Origin of the sequence: Bacillus cereus group sp. BfR-BA-01330 (genome assembly GCF_022663885.1) — a bacterium.
Classification (GTDB): Bacteria; Bacillota; Bacilli; order Bacillales; family Bacillaceae_G; genus Bacillus_A; species Bacillus_A cereus.
In genome coordinates this window covers 15,661-32,564 of record NZ_JAKUGK010000013.1, presented here as the reverse complement: position 1 = coordinate 32,564, position 16,904 = coordinate 15,661, and the positions used below count along the sequence as shown (strand labels likewise).

Genomic DNA, 16,904 nt, shown 5'->3' with positions numbered 1-16,904 from the left:
GAGTCTTATTTCTTTCAATTTTTTATTAAGCTAAATTTAAGACAAAGTTTTTATAATAAAACTTCAAAATTTTAGAAGGAAATAGTTAAAAATGAAATTACGTAATGTAACTACATTCTTTTGTTATGAAGAGAAGAAATGTAATAATAAATAGAATTGAACTATTTGATGGAAGGTGAGAGCATGCGTTTACTTGTAGTAGAAGATAATGCTTCGTTATTAGAGTCTATCTTACAAATTTTACGTGATGAATTTGAAGTAGATACGGCAATAAATGGAGAAGATGGATTGTTTTTAGCTCTTCAAAATATATATGATGCAATTTTGCTGGATGTGATGATGCCAGGGATGGACGGATTTGAAGTGATTCAAAAAATACGAGATGAAAAGATTGAAACACCAGTCCTGTTTTTGACAGCGAGAGATTCTTTAGAAGATCGGGTGAAGGGATTGGACTTTGGTGGAGATGACTATATTGTTAAGCCATTTCAGGCCCCTGAATTAAAAGCGAGAATTCGTGCTTTACTACGCAGAAGTGGTAGTTTAACAACGCAGCAAACGATTCGCTATAAAGGCATTGAATTGTTCGGAAAAGATAAAGATGTTCAAGTAGATGGAAAAGGTATGAAGTTATCATTAAAACAATATGAGCTTCTAGAGTACCTTGTTCAAAATAGCGGAAAGATTTTAATGCGTGAACAAATTTTTGATCGCGTCTGGGGATTTGATTCAGATACGACAGTAGCGATTGTAGAAGTGTATGTACATCATTTACGTAAAAAATTAGAGCCATTCGGTTATCAGAAAGATATTCAAACCGTTCGAGGTATTGGATACATATTAAAAGAACAATGAAAAAGGGAAGCATGTTTCAGAAGACGCGCATTCGATTGACTATAATAAATTCGTTAGTATTTATCATTTTGATAGGCGTATTAGGCAGTATTATTTATTCGTACACATACAAGCGTATTTATAGTGAAGTAGATCAATCTATAAAAATGATAGCTCAGTATAGAGAAAAATTAGATGTTAAAGTACCACCAAGAAAACGCATTGAGAATATCCAAATTGGAGATCCGCGAGTAACTAGAATAACTTGGAATGGGAAAATAGTGAAAATAGAGGGCGATAACCGTAAATTCCGTTCTATTTTTGAAGAGAATTTGGAAAGTTTTTCTCCCGAAAAATTAGAGGAGTTACAAGATATTGAAGTACAAGGACGATATTTTAGAGCATTTTCGCTTCAAAAAGATGGAGAAATAGTTCAAATCGTGCGAGATATAACAGCGGAAGAAGGAATGTTAAATACTTTATTTTTAATTCTCGTTATAGGTTGTAGCATAGGAAGCCTCTGTGCGATAGGTATTGGCTTTTTCCTAGCTGGTAGAGCACTTGTACCTATTCAAAGTTCATGGGAGAAACAGCAACAATTCGTTTCTGATGCATCACATGAACTCAGGACACCACTTGCAGTTATTCAATCAAAAACGGATGTTTTATTCCAGTCACCATCCGCTACGATAGAAGAAAAAGCGATGGATATTTCTACAATTTCAAAAGAATGCAGGCGGTTATCGAAACTCGTTAGTAATTTATTATTGCTAGCACGTTCTGATTCTAATCAAATTGAGATGGATAAGAAAACATTTGAACTTGATAAATTGTTAGAAGAAATAGTAGCTCCATATAAAGAGATTGCTTCTTATCAAGAAAAAGAAATGATGCTAAAAGTAGAACGTGGTGTATCTTTTATGGGGGATAGAGAGCGGATTCATCAAATGATGGTCATACTGTTAGATAATGCGATGAAGTATACAAACGAAGGTGGGCATATTCAAATTGATTGCACGCAAACGAGTAGTTCAATTCGCATACAGGTGAAAGATGACGGGATAGGAGTGAAAGAAGAAGATATTCCGAAATTATTTGATCGTTTTTATCAAGGGGATAAAGCAAGAAGTACGTCAGAAGGAGCTGGATTAGGTCTTTCAATCGCAAATTGGATTGTAGAAAAGCATTACGGAAAAATATCAGTAGAGAGCAAATGGGGAGATGGCACTTGTTTTGAAGTGATTTTCCCTAAAAATCAAAAAATATAAGTAAGAAGACGACCTTGTTTTTACAAGGTCGTCTTTTTTTAAGGGAAAGTTAAGAAACTATTTATATTATGTATGGCATAAAGAAAGTTCGTTACATGAAGAAGAGATTAGGTGTATGTGAGTGGGGTTTATCAATCATAATGTTATCTCAAGCAGCGATGAGATGTATGTATAGTATTAAAAAAACTAGGGGAATGATGGGAAAGAAAGTATAAGAGGGAGGAATTAATTTTGAAAAAGAAAATGATGACGGTATTCACTATTGGAGTAATGAGTTTAAGTATATTAGGGGGTGCCTCTCCTTCTGAAACACAAAAAGGAAAGACAGATTACACGCAGCGCAGTAAAGAACAATTGAACAATGGTAAGATACATGCAGTGCATACAGAAGAAAAAGCAGAGAAACTAGGTATTGAAACGGAAGGAAAAGAACAAATTACACTAGAAAAAGAAATTCATGAAACAGAAGTAGGAAGGGAAGCAGAGCAGTTAGGCATATCGATTGAAGGAAAAGATGTTGGGATGCTGTCAGAAGAAATCTATGAAACAAAAGTAAAGCAAGAAGCGTTAAAGCTAGGTATATCTATAGAGAATACATCAATTGTAGATTTAATTACTCAAATTAATGCGATTAAAATTAAAGATGAAGCAGATAAATTAGGTATTTCGACAGATGGAAAAGAAATCGAAGACATCGCGGAAGAAATCTACGGAAAGAAAGTAAGAGAAGAAGCAGGAAAGTTAGATATTTCTCAAAAAGGAAAAGAAATTGAAGAGTTAGCACAAGAAGTGTACGAACAAAAAGTACAAGAAGAAGCAAAAAAACATCATATTGATTTGTATGGTAAAGATATATATCAAATATTAAGAGAAATTAATGAACAAAAGGTGCTACAAATGGCAGATGAGCTTAATATGGATAAAATGAATATGAATATTCAAGAGTTAGCGGAAAAGATAAAAAAAGATCAGCCTGAAAAAGGAAAAGAACTAAATTTTGTACCGATGGTACGAACGGATGCTGACGCATTTTATTCTTATTTAACGAATTAATAAGGGTGTGAAAGCGATAAGAAAATTGAAGTGGTATATATGTACAGCTTTACTAGGTGCAGCAATATGGAGTGTATATACAAATGGAATTCCAAAGTATGTAGAGAAGTTAACATTCTCAAATATACAAAGAGGAAAAGAAACGGAGTTTAGTAATAACGATGAAAAAGTTATCTTATCAAATGTTCCCTTAATTCAGCAGTTACCAGAATTGGATAGAGGCTGTGAAGTGACGAGCTTAGCGATGATGTTACAATACGCTGGTGTTTCAGTGGATAAGATGACATTAGCAAATGAAATAAAAAAAGTTGATTTTATAGACGATGGTGTGCGCGGGAATCCGAATGAAGGATTTGTAGGTAATATTTATACATTCTCTGAATCAGGATACGGTGTATATCATGGGCCACTTTTTCAGTTAGCGGAAAAATATTTACCTAATAAAGCTGTAGACTTAACAGGGAAGAATATAGAAGAAATTTATAAGAGTGTAAAAGCAGGGCAACCTGTAGTCATGATCACAAATGCAACATTTGCACCATTAGATGAAGATGAATTTACTACATGGGAAACAAATAGTGGAGATGTTTCTATTACGTATAATGAACATTGTGTTGTACTTATTGGGTATGATCAGGAATCTGTATATATTCGAGATCCACTTGAGGATAGCTTAGATGTAAAAGTACCGAGAGAAACCTTTGAACAGGCATGGGTACAAATGGGAAGTCAGGCGATTAGTTATGTAAAGAGCGCTAAATAAATTAGGACGAAGATTTTTAGTAATATGACTATAAGGTGAAGGATAAACATTTGAGGATTATAAGAGAAGTTCTATAGAGTAGACGCTGTTAAGAAATAAGAGAACTTTAGCATATATAATGCTAAAGTTCTCTTATTTTTATGATTAAAATACGTATAAGGAATGAATATGCAAAAATGCATAATTGAAGAAAAAATTACATTTTATCATTATATATTGTTTTATATATGTTAATTGTATAAAATGACACAAGTATCCACATTACATAAAGGAGGCTTATTATGCAAAAAATATTTAACTGGGTTAAATGTATGAGTATCAATAAAAAATTAATCATTTCATTTTTTATTATTTTAACTATACCAGGAATTATTATCGGTGGTGTTTCATATCAAACTGCCAAAACAAATTTTGAACATCAAATGACAGATAAAGCAAAGGAGAATATTTCGATTTTAAATACTGTTATTTCTCAAAATATAGAAGAGAAATTTGTTGATGCGACGTACTTTGCAGACATCTTAACAGAGGATACATATCCAAATGGACAAGAAGAAATAGTAAGAACGAAGTTAGCACAATATATAAAGCTTCATCCAGAAGTAGAAGGTATTTATATTGGAACAGAGACGGGAAAGTTTATAAGAGAACCATTTATCCAAATGGCTGATGGGTATAATCCAACAGATAGATCTTGGTATAAAGAAGCACATGAAAATAAAGGGAAAGTAATTGTTACTGCACCATATCAATCAGCGTCTACAAAAAATATGGTAGTGACAATTGCGAAAGAAGTAAAAGATGGTAAAGGTGTTATAGGAATTAATTTAAATTTAGATAACATCTTAAAAATTTCCAAAATGATTAACATTGGTGAAAAAGGTTATGCAGTTATTTTAGATCAAAATAAGCAAATTGTTAGTCATCCATCTAGAAAACCAGGTGCAAAAGTTACTGATCCTTGGATTAAACCAATTTATGAAGATAAACAAGGAAATGTGTCTTATACAGAACAAGATGATAAAAAGAATTTAATCTTTGCAACAAATGAGAAAACAGGCTGGAAAGTAGTTGGCGTTATGTTCGATGAAGAAATTACTCAAGCTGCCAGTCCAGTGTTTTATAAGACTTTGATTGTCATTGCTATTGCTATTGCATTTGGTAGTGTATTAATTTATTTCATTACAAAGTCTATTACAAGGCCATTACGAAAAATAGCTGAATCGGCATATAAAATTAGTAACGGAGATTTAACAGAGAAAATTACAATCCATTCCAAGGATGACATAGGAAAATTAGGGAATTCATTTAATGAAATGTCTACGTCTTTACAAGATGTTATTACCCAAATTAGCTTTTCAGCAGAACATGTTGCAGCATCGGCAGAAGAGTTAACAGCAAGCGTACAGCAAGCAAATGATGCGACAGACCAAATTACAATTGCAATGGAACAAGTATCAGGTGGGGCCGAATCACAAAGTCAAGGTGTTGAAGAAGGTGCGGCTACATTGCAACAAGTAAATACAGCAATTCAAGATGTAACTGGAAGCGCAGAGTCAATTTCTATTTCCTCATTACATGCGCGAGAAAGAGCAGAAGAGGGAGAAGATTTAGTTGAACAAACCGCAAAACAAATGCAGTCTATTTCTAGATCGGTATCCGAGTCAGATGCTATTATTAAACTTCTTGATGAGAAATCAAAGCAGGTAGGAGCTATTTCTGAAGCAATTCAAAACATTGCTACTCAAACGAACTTATTAGCTTTGAATGCGGCTATTGAAGCAGCAAGAGCAGGTGAACAGGGACGAGGATTTGCTATTGTAGCAGATGAGGTTAGAAAATTAGCAGAGCAATCAGGAGAGTCATCTGGAGAGATTGCAAATTTAATCGCAGAAATTAAGGCGGATATTGAACATACTGTTAAGGCAATGGATAATGTGAATGGAGAAGTTCAACAAGGCCTTGATGTTGTAACAAAAACGAAAGTAAGTTTTACGGAAATTTTAAGTTCTACTACACATATTGTTTCTCAAGTTAATCAAATGGTAGAAACAACGAAGAGAATTGCTGGAGATGCAAATGAAGTGACAAATGCTATTGATGAAATTGCAGCTGCTGCAGAAGAAAATACAGCTAGTATGCAAAGTGTTGCAGCTTCAACAGAAGAACAGGTTAATTCCATGGAAGAAATTAGTTCAGCTTCGCAAAACTTAGCTGAGATGGCCGAAGAACTACAAGCGATGACTAGTAAATTTAAAGTATAATAATAGCAGATAAGTAAGGTGAAAATAATATCACCTTACTTATTTTTCTATTCAGCAATTAGGGGAGTCATTAACGGGATGAACAAAAGAAAAAGACTATGGAATTTGTGGAAAACGATTACATTGTTAGTTTGTACAGTTGTAATTTTTTCTTTACTTGTGACAGATATATTAATTAGTCATAATGTAGAACGGACGACGGAGGATAGCCAAGCAGAGAAAGCAAAAACAATTGCACACATTGTGGCGAATGATTCGATTGTAATCGATGGCTTGGTTGGGAAAGCAGATACCTCTGCAATCCAAACGTATACAAATAGGATATTAAAAAACACAGGTGTTCAATTTATTGTAGTTATGGACATGGATGGAATAAGAAAATCTCATCCAGATCCTCAAAAAATAGGTCATCATTTTATTGGCGGGGATGAAGGGCCTGTATTGAAAGGAAAAGAACATGTATCGTTAGCAGAAGGAACTTTAGGTATTTCCATGCGAGTGTTTGTACCAATATTTTCCGAAACAGGTGAACAACTTGGAGCAGTGGCTGTTGGTATTTCAGCAGATAATGTAAAAGAGAGAGTTAAGGAAAGTAGACATATCATTTATATTGGTGTCGGAGTTGGTGTATTAGTCGGAATTATAGGAGCAATATTGCTAGCTAGACATATAAAGAAAAGCTTATTCGGTCTTGAGCCGCACAGGATAGCAAAAATTCTTGAAGAAAGAAATACGATGCTACAATCTGTAAAGGAAGGTATTATTGCTGTAGATAGAGAGGCTAGAGTAACGTTAATTAATAATGAAGCGAAACGTCTATTTAAAAAAAGCGGACTTGAAGAAGATTTTATCGGTAAAGATGTTGAGTTGTATATGCCAAATTCACGTATAAAAGAAGTATTGCAAACGGGAGAAGTACAATTAAACGAAGAACAAAATATTTACGGAATTACGATTGTGACGAATCGAGTTCCTTTATATGTAAAAGGAGAAATAGTTGGTGCAATTGCAACATTTCGTGATAAAACAGAGATTAGAAAACTAGCAGAGGAACTAACTGGTATTAGACTATATGCAGAAGCATTACGGGCACAATCTCATGAGTTTATGAATAAGATGCATGTCGTATTAGGGCTTACACATATGAAACAGTATGAAGAATTACAGAAGTATATAAGCGGCATGGTATCAGAGCATCAATATGAAATTGGTGGAGTTATGAAAAGAATAAAAAGTCCAGTATTTGCGGGTTTTTTACTAGGTAAGCTCAGCTATGCTAGAGAGAAAAATATAAAATTAATTATAAGTGAAGATTCTTATATGCCGGAAATAGATGATGAAAGTATTGCTCATGAACTTATTACGATTGTTGGAAATTTAATTAATAATGCATTAGAGGCAGTTACGAATTGTGAAAAGAAGCAAGTTGAAGTTAAGATACAACACGGGGATATATTAACTATTACAGTACAAGATACGGGAAAAGGTATACAAGAAAAAGAAATAGAGGAATTATTTACGAAAGGTTATTCCACAAAGGGAGATAACCGCGGTTATGGTTTGTATCTTGTAAAAGAAAGTATACAGCGAATAAATGGGGAAATTCATATGCATTCATTAGTAGGAAAGGGAACAACGATAACAATTGAAATACCTAAAGGTAGGGATGAGAGGCAAATATGATTAAAGTTTTAATTGTAGAAGATGACCCGATGGTAGCAATGTTAAATACGCATTATTTAGAGCAAGTAGGAGGGTTTGAGCTTGTTCAAGCAGTTAACTCAGTAAAGTCGGCGATAGAAATATTAGAGAAATCACGAGTAGATTTAGTATTACTTGATATTTTTATGCCTGAAGAGACTGGGTTTGAGCTTTTAATGTATATCCGGAACCAAGAAAAAGAAATCGATATTATAATGATTTCAGCTGTACATGATATGGGAAGTATTAAAAAAGCATTACAATATGGCGTAGTAGATTATTTAATTAAACCATTTACATTTGAACGATTTAAAGAGGCATTAACTATATATCGAGAAAAACTTACTTTCATGAAAGAACAACAAAAAATTAGTCAATCGGAATTAGATTCGTTAATTTTACAAAAAGAAAAAAGGGAGCCTACTGTCACGAAAGAGCTTCCGAAAGGGTTAACGAAGCAAACATTGCAATTAATTTGGCAGAAGATCGAGTCGTTGAATGGAAGGGTGTTTACAACAGATGAAATGGCACAATTAGTTGGAATTTCAAGAGTTTCTATTCGAAAATATGTAATGTTTTTGACTGACATTGGGGTGTTAGAAAACGAAATGGTGTACCAACATGTGGGAAGACCTGTAAGTAAATTAAGATGTGTTGATCAAAAGAAAATAGAGTTTTACGTATAAGCGACTTAGTATAAGTCGCTTATACTTTTTTTAATTACAAAATCAATTACAAAACTTACAAAAACTATTTTTACTATTGAAAGCGTTTTAATATTGTTATTAAGAAAACGAGGGGGTGCCATATGGGAATTCAAAAGAATGTGGAAGCGGTATCATTTTCTGAAGGAAATGAAGTACAAAGAGAATCTTTCGCTTCTAAAATTATGAATGTAAAAATCGGTGTTATACCTTTACCGTTATATGTAGTATTGGCTGCTATTATTTATGGGGCATCTGTATATAATAAATTGCCAGCAGATATGATTGGTGGATTTGCAGTTATTATGATCATGGGGATTTTCTTAGGCGATATTGGGATGAGAATTCCAATTTTAAAAAATATCGGCGGTCCAGCAATACTTTCGTTATTTATTCCATCATTACTTGTATTTTTTAACTGGATGAATCCAGCTTCAATGGAAGCTGCGACTATGTTAATGAAAAAATCGAACTTTTTATATTTATATATTTCTTGTTTAGTAGTCGGAAGTATTTTAGGAATGAACCGTAAAGTGTTAGTACAAGGTTTCGTTCGCATGTTTATTCCTTTAGTAGTAGGGACGTTAGCTTCTGTAGCAGTAGGGTTATTGGTCGGTTCATTATTTGGATTTGAAATGAAGCACACATTCTTCTTTATCATCGTACCAATTGTGAGTGGTGGTATCGGGGAAGGGATTTTACCATTGTCGCTAGCTTATAGTGATATTTTAAATGAATCGTCAGCAACGTTTGTATCACAGCTTATTCCAGCAGCTATTATTGGAAATATGTTCGCAATTGTAAGTGCAGGGTATATGAAGCGTTTAGGTGAGAAGAAACCGGAGCTTAGTGGTAACGGTGTATTAGTGAAAACAGACAATCAAGCAGAATTATTAAAAGAACAAAATACAGAGAAGCCAATTGACTTCTCATTAATGGGAGCAGGTTTATTAATTGCGTGTACGTTCTTCATCTTCGGAGGATTTGCTTCTAAGTTCATCGGTATTCCTGGGGCAATCATTATGATTTTCTCAGCAGCACTTGTGAAATACTTTAAATTAATGCCAGCAAAAATGGAGCAAGGAGCATTCCATTTATATAAATTTATTTCGAAGAATTTAACTTGGCCTTTAATGGTTGGATTAGGATTGCTATATATTCCGTTAAAAGACGTAGCAGCAGTTCTTTCAGTAGGATATGTTGTTGTGTGCGCATCGGTTGTTCTTACAATGGTAGCATCAGGTTTTCTTGTAGGGAAAGTGATGAAGATGTATCCAGTTGAATCGGCGATTGTAACTGGATGTCATAGCGGTTTAGGCGGAACTGGAGATGTTGCTATTTTATCGGCTTCAAATCGTATGGAATTAATGCCGTTCGCGCAAATTTCAACTCGTTTAGGCGGGGCGGCAATGGTTGTAACGGCGACAATATTATTAAAAATGTTTTCATGATCAAACAAGCTAGCTATATTCGTATAGCTAGCTTGTCAAATTAAGGGGAGATTATAAGTATGTTAGCAAATCAAATTAATGAAAGATCATTGTTATTGCATAAAGAATTAGTAGGGAAAATTGAAATTACAAGTAAAGTGGAGGTAAATTCAGCGGATGATTTAAGCCTGACGTATACACCAGGTGTAGCGGAGTCGTGTAAAGCGATTGCGGCAGATGAAGAAACAGTGTATGACTATACAGCACGTGGCAATATGGTGGCAGTTGTTTCAGATGGAACAGCGGTACTCGGTTTAGGAAACATTGGACCGAAAGCCGCTATGCCTGTTATGGAAGGAAAAAGTATTTTGTTTAAGAAGTTTGCGAATGTAGATGCTTTCCCATTATGTTTAGGCACAACGGATGTAGATGAAATCGTTACCCTTGTAAAAAATTTAGAGCCTACATTTGCAGGGATTAATTTAGAAGATATTGCAGCACCGCGTTGTTTTGAAATTGAAAAACGATTAAAAGAAGAAACGAATATTCCTGTATTCCATGATGATCAACATGGAACAGCTATTGTCGTTTTAGCAGCTGTTATTAATGCATTAAAAGTTGTTAGCAAACAAATGGATAATGTGAAAATCGTTATTAACGGTGCGGGTTCGGCAGGAATTGCAATTGGAAAATTATTATTAAAGGCTGGTGCAAAGCACATTACGCTAGTTAGCCTAGAAGGTATTGTTTGTGAAGGTGAAACATGGATGAACGAAGCACAAATTGAAGTTTCAAAAAAGACAAATCGTGAACATGTGCGTGGAACGTTAAAAGAAGCAATTCACCAAGCTGATATTTTTATTGGCGTATCTGCTCCTAACGTATTAACGAAAGAACTTGTACAGACGATGAATGAGAAAGCAATTGTGTTTGCAATGGCGAATCCAATTCCAGAAATCTTCCCTGAGGATGCATTAGAGGCTGGGGCAGCTGTAGTAGGAACTGGACGCTCGGATTATGCGAATCAAGTAAATAATGTATTGGCGTTTCCCGGAATATTCCGCGGTGCGTTAGATGTGCGCGCAACTGATATTACAGAAGAGATGAAATTAGCGGCAGCATATGGGATCGCTAACATCATTACTGATGAAGAACGTAATGCGAATTATGTAATCCCGAATCCATTAGATAAAAGAGTTGTTCCAAGTGTTGCAGAAGCAGTAGCGAAAGCAGCTATTGATTCAGGCGTGGCACAAATTACGAAAATACCACGTTATTAATAGCGAAAAGCAGTGCCTAAAAGGCACTGCTTTTTTGAGATAAGAAATCAAAATAATGAAGAAGTGTAGAATTATTTATGTTTCTTCACTATTTATTTAATTCCATTGCAACTTGTTTACCATTCACTAAAACCTCAGTTACTGCTACGATCACTTCTATCATTTTTTTCATCTCTCATCTCTCCTCGTTTCATTTCTTACTTTAAGTATAAGAGAAGAGAGATAATTCAACTATCGAAGTACATGACGTAGAAATTACATTGTTGTAAGAAAGTGGTTTATTTTTGTCACTTTACTCAGCAGTGATTACAAACTGATCATAATATTTTTCATTCACATATATATTTAATAACCATAATCCAGATGAAGGTAGTGACATAGTGAGAGGGAGTTCGTTTGTAGTAGAATCGATTGTATTTGAAGTAGTCCAAGTTTGTTTGGAAGTTTCTTTTTGAAAGAGTACTTGTGTCGGAGTTACAGATCCTTGTTTTAGCGCAATAATAGACAATTTTCCAGTTGGTATTTCAGAATCTAGAAAGTGCCACATTATTTCATTTTGTTCATTTGCGATAATAGGACTATCAGCCATTGCGACTTTACCTTCGATGCCTTTTAAAGGCATTTTTCCTTCTACGAAAGAAGGTGTTTCTTCCCAATTTACATCTTTTAAAACACTAAGGTGAAAGAAGGAAGGTGCGTTCACTTGAGTGGATGACGTTGCTATTACGTCTTTTTTTTGTTCTTTTGAATCCGGTTGCGTTTGTGTGCATCCAGTAATGAGGAAGGAGAGAAGTAGCATAGTTCCGATTTTTTTCATGGTGCCACACTCCTAGTTTTTATTGTTAGTGTAATTGTATTTGCTAGAAGGCGGGACAATTCCTTTAAAGTATAAAAAGAGGTCGTAAGTTTTGTACGACCTCTTTTGACATTTTTATCTCGTAAAAGCCCGATTGGTGTAGGTTAATAATTAGTGGGAGATAGTCCCCACTAATTAAAGTTTCATTTTATATTTGTTCCGTTGTATAGGTTGGTTCGGTTTCTTTTTGAGGCATCGTCAAAAAAATAACGGACAGAACGATACATACGCCGCCTAATAATTGATATGTTCCAAAAGATTCATTTAGCCAAGTGATTGAAACGATGGCAGCTACAAGGGGTTCAATGCTAGATAAAATGCTTGTTTCTGTTGCTGCTAAATATTTAAGACTACCGATATATAGAAGGAAAGAAAGGGTACCACTAATAATGATAAGAATAAGCATAGAAAAAGTTTTTAGTGTAAGGGTTTGTGAAAATTGATTCCACCCGAATGAACGATTATAAATAAGTAGTGCAATTCCTCCGATTAACATCCCCCAACCAATTACTACAGTTGTCCCGCATTCTTTAATGAGAGAAGCCGGATGAAGGGTATAAAATGCAAATCCGATTGCTGTTAATAGTCCAAAAATAATAGCTTCTTTGGATAAAACAATATTTTCAATTGAGCCATTTGTAATAATAAAGTATGTTCCTATTAGCGCGGCTATAATTGCGAATAGTTGCATGGAAGCAGGGAATTTTCTTTGTTCAAATGCAACATACATGGTAATAAGAACAGGACCTAGAAATTGAAATAGCGTTGCTGTGACTGCATTACTAATATGAACCGTTTCGATAAAGGCGTATTGCGCACCGAGCATGCCGAGAATAGAGAAAATAATAAGTTGTATAGAATATCTAGGGTGTTTCCAAATTTGAAATATGTTTTGTTTCTTTATAAGTAAGAAAGACAAAATAAATATTCCTGCAAGCAACAATCGAATTGTTAAAAAATCAATTGAGGATACATTAGTATGTTGAAATAGCCACTGAATCATTGGACCAGATAATCCCCATAATGTAGCCCCTGTAATAATCATAATGAGTCCGATACGTCTACCATTGTTCATTATCATGTTTCTCCTCTCCAGTATTTGATTTTTTATGTGTGACATGATAAAAGGAATTATATATAACTTCTGGTACTGTAAAAAGTATCAGATTTTAGTTTTATTAAGGGGTCAGATATTATGTTAGAATTAACGCCTAATTTAAATATGAATAGTAAAAAGGCATTGTATGTGCAATTGTATGAGTATATAAAAAAAGAAATTAAAGATGGATCAATTGTCCCTTTTACGAAATTACCGGCTAAGCGAAAGTTAGCGATACATTTACAAGTAAGTAAAAATACAGTAGAGGCAGCGTACGAACAATTACTTGCAGAAGGTTATATTGAGTCGATATCGAGAAAAGGTTATTTTGTATGCAAGATTGAGCAAATGGTTCATATAGAGGATAGCGGAGATAGAATAGAAGAAGTACCGTTTCAGGAGAAGAGTTATAAATTTGATTTTACACAAACAGGAATTGATACAAATGCTTTTCCATTCAATATGTATCGGAAAATTGTAAATGAAATATGGCAGCCGCATAATAACGAACTTCTCTTTCTAGGACACCCTCAAGGAGAAGCGAGCTTAAGAGAAGAGATTACGAATTATTTGTATGAATCTAGAGGTGTACGTTGTTCAGCTAGTCAAATTGTATTAGGAGCGGGAACACAAATATTAGTGAAACTATTGTTTCAATTGTTAAAGGGAAGCAATTATGCAGTTGAAAACCCAGGGTATCATAGAAAGATGGTTGTTTTTGAACAGGGAGAAGCAAGAGTCCAAATGTTATCTTTAGATAGAGATGGAATTTGTATTGCAGATTTAGAAAATAGCAATGCGAATGTTGTATTTGTTACACCTTCCCATCAGTTTCCGTATGGAATGATTATGCCTATTACGAGAAGGATGCAGCTTTTACAATGGGCCAAGAAAGAAGAGAGTAGGTATATTATTGAAGATGATTATGATAGTGAATTTCGCTATTCTGGAAAGCCTATACCGGCGCTGCAAGGGTTAGATACAGAGGGGAAAGTTATTTATATGGGGACGCTATCTAAAGCATTATTACCATCGCTACGGATGAGCTATATGGTGTTGCCGAAGAAATTAATTAAAAAGTATCAACAGCAATATTTATTTTATACACAAAGTGTTTCAAGAATGGACCAAGAAGTGATTAGAAGATTTTTAAATGAAGGCTATTGGGAAAAACATATTCATAAAATGCGTGTCGTCTACCGAAAGAAGAGAGATCGACTTGTTTTTGAAATAGAGAAGTATTTCTCTAATCGTGTTGAAGTGATAGGAGAAGATTCAGGATTACACATTTTATTAAAAGTGCATAATGGAATGCGGGAAGAAGAATTAATTCAAGAAGCTGCGAAACATAGTATCAAAATATATCCTGTGTCTACGTACTATAAAGACGATACTGCACCTGAAAATGTAGTTTTACTTGGGTTTGCGATATTATCAGAGGAAGAAATTGCGAAAGCGATTCAATTATTACACACGGCATGGTTTACAATAAAGTAAAAAACATCCTCCAAACATGAGGATGTTTTTTATTATTTATTTTCATCTAAGAATAAGACCATATGCTCTTCGTCCCAATATTGTCCGTTATATTTTAATGAACGTTCTTGTACACCGAATGTTTTAAAACCTAATGATTCATAAAGTTTTTTCGCTCCATCGTTGCCAACAACAACATCAAGCATAACTTGTTCTACTTCTAAAGATTTAGCAAGCTCAAGACATTCTTTAATAAGTGCTTTTCCTGCTCCAAGTCCGCGCGCTTTTGGAGATACATATACAGAACCGATTTTAGCTTTATGTTCTTGTTTTACATATGGTTTCGTTTCCAGTGTTGCAACCCCGATTAATTTTCCATCTTTAAATGCACCTAGCGTATAGTTTTCATCTTGTGCTAATTTTTGTGCTTTATATTCAATCGCACACTCTTTATTAATAATATCTTCATAAGAAGAGCTGAATGCTTCAGGGTTTTGCTTTAATCCTTCTACGCGAAGTTCTAAGTAAATTTCTGCTTCGTCTTTTGTTAATACATGGATATCCAATTATATCACCCTCCAAATCTTTGCAAATGTACCTTTATTTTATATTGAAATAAGAATAATTTCAAAAGCTTAGCTTATATGAGCTGTTTTTATGAACAAAATAACACCAGTAGTGTTTACTACTACTGGTGTTTTCACACGCATATTATTCAAAAGGTAGCTCGATTATAAAGTTTGTTCCCGCTCCTAATTGGCTTGTTACTAGAATAGAACCGTTATGCAATTCTACAATTTCTTTTGCAACAGCTAGCCCGATGCCTTTTCCACCTGTAGCTCGTGTTCTGGATTTATCAACACGATAAAAACGGTCAAAAATATGCGGGATATCTTCTTCAGGAATACCTTCACCTTCATCTTGTACACTTATTGTAAAAGAATCTGTTTCCATGAGTACACGTATCGTAATGGATGTGTTTTCTGGCGAATGTTGATAAGCGTTGTGTAATAAATTTAACATAACTTGTTCCATACGTCTTTCGTCTATGCAAACTTCTAAATCATCTTTGCAATATACATGAAGTTGCATTTGCTTATTTGTTAATGTTGTTTTTGTTTTTTCTACCATTCGTTCTAAAAATGGCTGAAGAAGCACTTTTTGTTTTTTTATAACAAATTGGTGTTGTTCTAATTGTACAAGCATAAATAAATCTTGGACGAGATCGGTTACACTATCCGTTTCATCCTCAATGATTTGTAAGTATTCTTCTCGCTCCTCTTTTGTTAAAGAGTCTCTCTTTGCTACCTTCGCATAACCTTTCATATAGGTCAATGGAGTTAATAGTTCATGAGCGACACTAGCGAGAAATTCATTGCGCTCTTTTTTCATATACGTAAGTTCACTCGATAAATCTTCAATTGTTTTTGCTAAACTTCCGAGTTCATCATTTCGTTTAATACCTAATTGAATTGGCTTGTTTAATTTTGACATTTTTTCTGTCGCTCTCTTCATTTTTACAAGTGGTTCTGTAATAACGCGTGAAAAAACAAAGACAGAAATTGTTGTTAAAATAATTGTTAAAACGCTAATGATAAGAAATTGGTTCATGAGTTTAAGTAACATATTTTCTAGGAAAGATGTTTTTAATAACATATATAGCTTTCCTTGAAACTTTGTTGTGTTAAGTGGGCTTACTGTTGTGATGAACTTTGATTTTTTCCAGTTCCTTTCAACGACCAATCCGCCGTCTGGGACAGTTTCTGTTTTACAAGTAAGTTGTTTTTGCATATCTTTTGTTACGGGTTCTGAGGTGGAAATAATTTTGCCGTTATGGTCAGTAATAATGATAGCTATATCGGAGTTAGAAATTGATTCCGATTCAACTAAGTGTGCAGCCTCATTCGTAATATCGAACTCAGGGTACACAGGACGTTTAGGATTTTTATTATGTTCAGCGTGTTTCATTTCTTTATAATATTCATCCCGTCTCTCGCGGCTTTTAATTTTTTTACTATAGCGATTACCTTTCTCTAAAAGAGCATCTGTTTCCTCTACAATACGCATTTTTGAAAGGCTTTTATAAAAAGATACGAAAGCAATTGTTTCAATACATAAAGCTAATATTAAAAAGTATGTCCCAATTTTAAGGGAAAGTTTACTCATTTTTTCACCA

General features: G+C 34.3%; 14 protein-coding genes and 1 pseudogene. 11 read left to right on the top strand and 4 right to left on the bottom strand.

Annotated elements, in window-relative coordinates; all coding sequences use genetic code 11:
- Positions 1-183 precede the first annotated feature (183 nt).
- The 10 genes and pseudogenes from MR112_RS26895 to MR112_RS26855 all read left to right on the top strand — a co-directional run bounded on the left by MR112_RS26895 (position 184) and on the right by MR112_RS26855 (position 11,297).
- Positions 184-855: a response regulator transcription factor gene (locus MR112_RS26895; protein ID WP_001238607.1), complete on the top strand. Its 672-nt coding sequence runs from the start codon at positions 184-186 to the stop codon at positions 853-855.
- Entirely contained in the window at positions 852-2,102 is a 1,251-nt protein-coding gene (locus tag MR112_RS26890; protein ID WP_305037540.1) for a sensor histidine kinase, read from the top strand. Before MR112_RS26895 ends, MR112_RS26890 begins: the two co-directional genes overlap by 4 nt.
- A gap of 231 nt (positions 2,103-2,333) precedes the next feature.
- Complete coding sequence (locus MR112_RS26885; protein WP_000728585.1) at positions 2,334-3,155, top strand: hypothetical protein; 822 nt, start codon at positions 2,334-2,336, stop codon at positions 3,153-3,155.
- A gap of 7 nt (positions 3,156-3,162) precedes the next feature.
- The gene (locus tag MR112_RS26880) at positions 3,163-3,918 is read left to right on the top strand and encodes a C39 family peptidase (RefSeq protein WP_242245699.1); all 756 of its coding nucleotides are present in this window, start codon (positions 3,163-3,165) and stop codon (positions 3,916-3,918) included.
- 281 nt (positions 3,919-4,199) lie between these two features.
- Positions 4,200-5,243: pseudogene (locus MR112_RS29115) on the top strand (cache domain-containing protein); the annotation flags it as partial.
- The gene (locus tag MR112_RS29110) at positions 5,235-6,182 is read left to right on the top strand and encodes a methyl-accepting chemotaxis protein (protein ID WP_433846465.1); all 948 of its coding nucleotides are present in this window, start codon (positions 5,235-5,237) and stop codon (positions 6,180-6,182) included. The pseudogene MR112_RS29115 and the gene MR112_RS29110, both read left to right, overlap by 9 nt.
- Positions 6,183-6,260: 78 nt before the next feature.
- Positions 6,261-7,865, top strand: a complete 1,605-nt coding sequence (locus MR112_RS26870; protein ID WP_064531979.1) for a sensor histidine kinase — start codon at positions 6,261-6,263, stop codon at positions 7,863-7,865.
- Entirely contained in the window at positions 7,862-8,569 is a 708-nt protein-coding gene (locus MR112_RS26865; RefSeq protein WP_064531981.1) for a response regulator, read from the top strand. Before MR112_RS26870 ends, MR112_RS26865 begins: the two co-directional genes overlap by 4 nt.
- A gap of 122 nt (positions 8,570-8,691) precedes the next feature.
- The gene (locus MR112_RS26860; RefSeq protein WP_000512722.1) at positions 8,692-10,038 is read left to right on the top strand and encodes a 2-hydroxycarboxylate transporter family protein; all 1,347 of its coding nucleotides are present in this window, start codon (positions 8,692-8,694) and stop codon (positions 10,036-10,038) included.
- Positions 10,039-10,097: 59 nt separating this feature from the next.
- The gene (locus MR112_RS26855; protein ID WP_000880780.1) at positions 10,098-11,297 is read left to right on the top strand and encodes an NAD(P)-dependent malic enzyme; all 1,200 of its coding nucleotides are present in this window, start codon (positions 10,098-10,100) and stop codon (positions 11,295-11,297) included.
- A 292-nt stretch (positions 11,298-11,589) separates the two neighbouring features.
- Here MR112_RS26855 and MR112_RS26850 read toward each other — a convergent pair whose 3' ends face one another.
- A complete protein-coding gene (locus tag MR112_RS26850; protein WP_000719692.1) occupies positions 11,590-12,114 on the bottom strand; it encodes a DUF4871 domain-containing protein in 525 nt (174 codons plus the stop codon).
- 187 nt (positions 12,115-12,301) lie between these two features.
- A complete protein-coding gene (locus MR112_RS26845; RefSeq protein WP_001059054.1) occupies positions 12,302-13,228 on the bottom strand; it encodes a DMT family transporter in 927 nt (308 codons plus the stop codon).
- Positions 13,229-13,348: 120 nt separating this feature from the next.
- Here MR112_RS26845 and pdxR point away from each other — a divergent pair, with 120 nt between their 5' ends.
- A complete protein-coding gene (gene pdxR / locus MR112_RS26840; RefSeq protein WP_000891876.1) occupies positions 13,349-14,749 on the top strand; it encodes a MocR-like pyridoxine biosynthesis transcription factor PdxR in 1,401 nt (466 codons plus the stop codon).
- A gap of 32 nt (positions 14,750-14,781) precedes the next feature.
- Here the strand turns inward: pdxR and MR112_RS26835 are convergent, their stop codons facing one another.
- Together MR112_RS26835 and MR112_RS26830 are read right to left on the bottom strand one after the other, a co-directional pair.
- Positions 14,782-15,294: a GNAT family N-acetyltransferase gene (locus tag MR112_RS26835; RefSeq protein WP_000351212.1), complete on the bottom strand. Its 513-nt coding sequence runs from the start codon at positions 15,292-15,294 to the stop codon at positions 14,782-14,784.
- A 145-nt stretch (positions 15,295-15,439) separates the two neighbouring features.
- Positions 15,440-16,894, bottom strand: coding sequence for a HAMP domain-containing sensor histidine kinase (locus tag MR112_RS26830; protein ID WP_000041024.1), 1,455 nt, complete (start codon positions 16,892-16,894; stop codon positions 15,440-15,442).
- Positions 16,895-16,904: the final 10 nt, after the last annotated feature.

What these genes read in the sequence shown, in the direction of transcription:
- MR112_RS26860 (WP_000512722.1), top strand. Translation starts at nt 8,692, where the DNA reads ATGGGAATTCAAAAGAATGTGGAAGCGGTATCATTTTCTGAAGGAAAT.
- MR112_RS29110 (WP_433846465.1), top strand. Translation starts at nt 5,235, where the DNA reads ATGTCTACGTCTTTACAAGATGTTATTACCCAAATTAGCTTTTCAGCA.
- MR112_RS26890 (WP_305037540.1), top strand. Translation starts at nt 852, where the DNA reads ATGAAAAAGGGAAGCATGTTTCAGAAGACGCGCATTCGATTGACTATA.
- MR112_RS26850 (WP_000719692.1), bottom strand. Translation starts at nt 12,114, where the DNA reads ATGAAAAAAATCGGAACTATGCTACTTCTCTCCTTCCTCATTACTGGA.
- MR112_RS26855 (WP_000880780.1), top strand. Translation starts at nt 10,098, where the DNA reads ATGTTAGCAAATCAAATTAATGAAAGATCATTGTTATTGCATAAAGAA.
- MR112_RS26870 (WP_064531979.1), top strand. Translation starts at nt 6,261, where the DNA reads ATGAACAAAAGAAAAAGACTATGGAATTTGTGGAAAACGATTACATTG.
- MR112_RS26845 (WP_001059054.1), bottom strand. Translation starts at nt 13,228, where the DNA reads ATGAACAATGGTAGACGTATCGGACTCATTATGATTATTACAGGGGCT.
- MR112_RS26830 (WP_000041024.1), bottom strand. Translation starts at nt 16,894, where the DNA reads ATGAGTAAACTTTCCCTTAAAATTGGGACATACTTTTTAATATTAGCT.
- MR112_RS26865 (WP_064531981.1), top strand. Translation starts at nt 7,862, where the DNA reads ATGATTAAAGTTTTAATTGTAGAAGATGACCCGATGGTAGCAATGTTA.
- MR112_RS26895 (WP_001238607.1), top strand. Translation starts at nt 184, where the DNA reads ATGCGTTTACTTGTAGTAGAAGATAATGCTTCGTTATTAGAGTCTATC.
- pdxR (WP_000891876.1), top strand. Translation starts at nt 13,349, where the DNA reads ATGTTAGAATTAACGCCTAATTTAAATATGAATAGTAAAAAGGCATTG.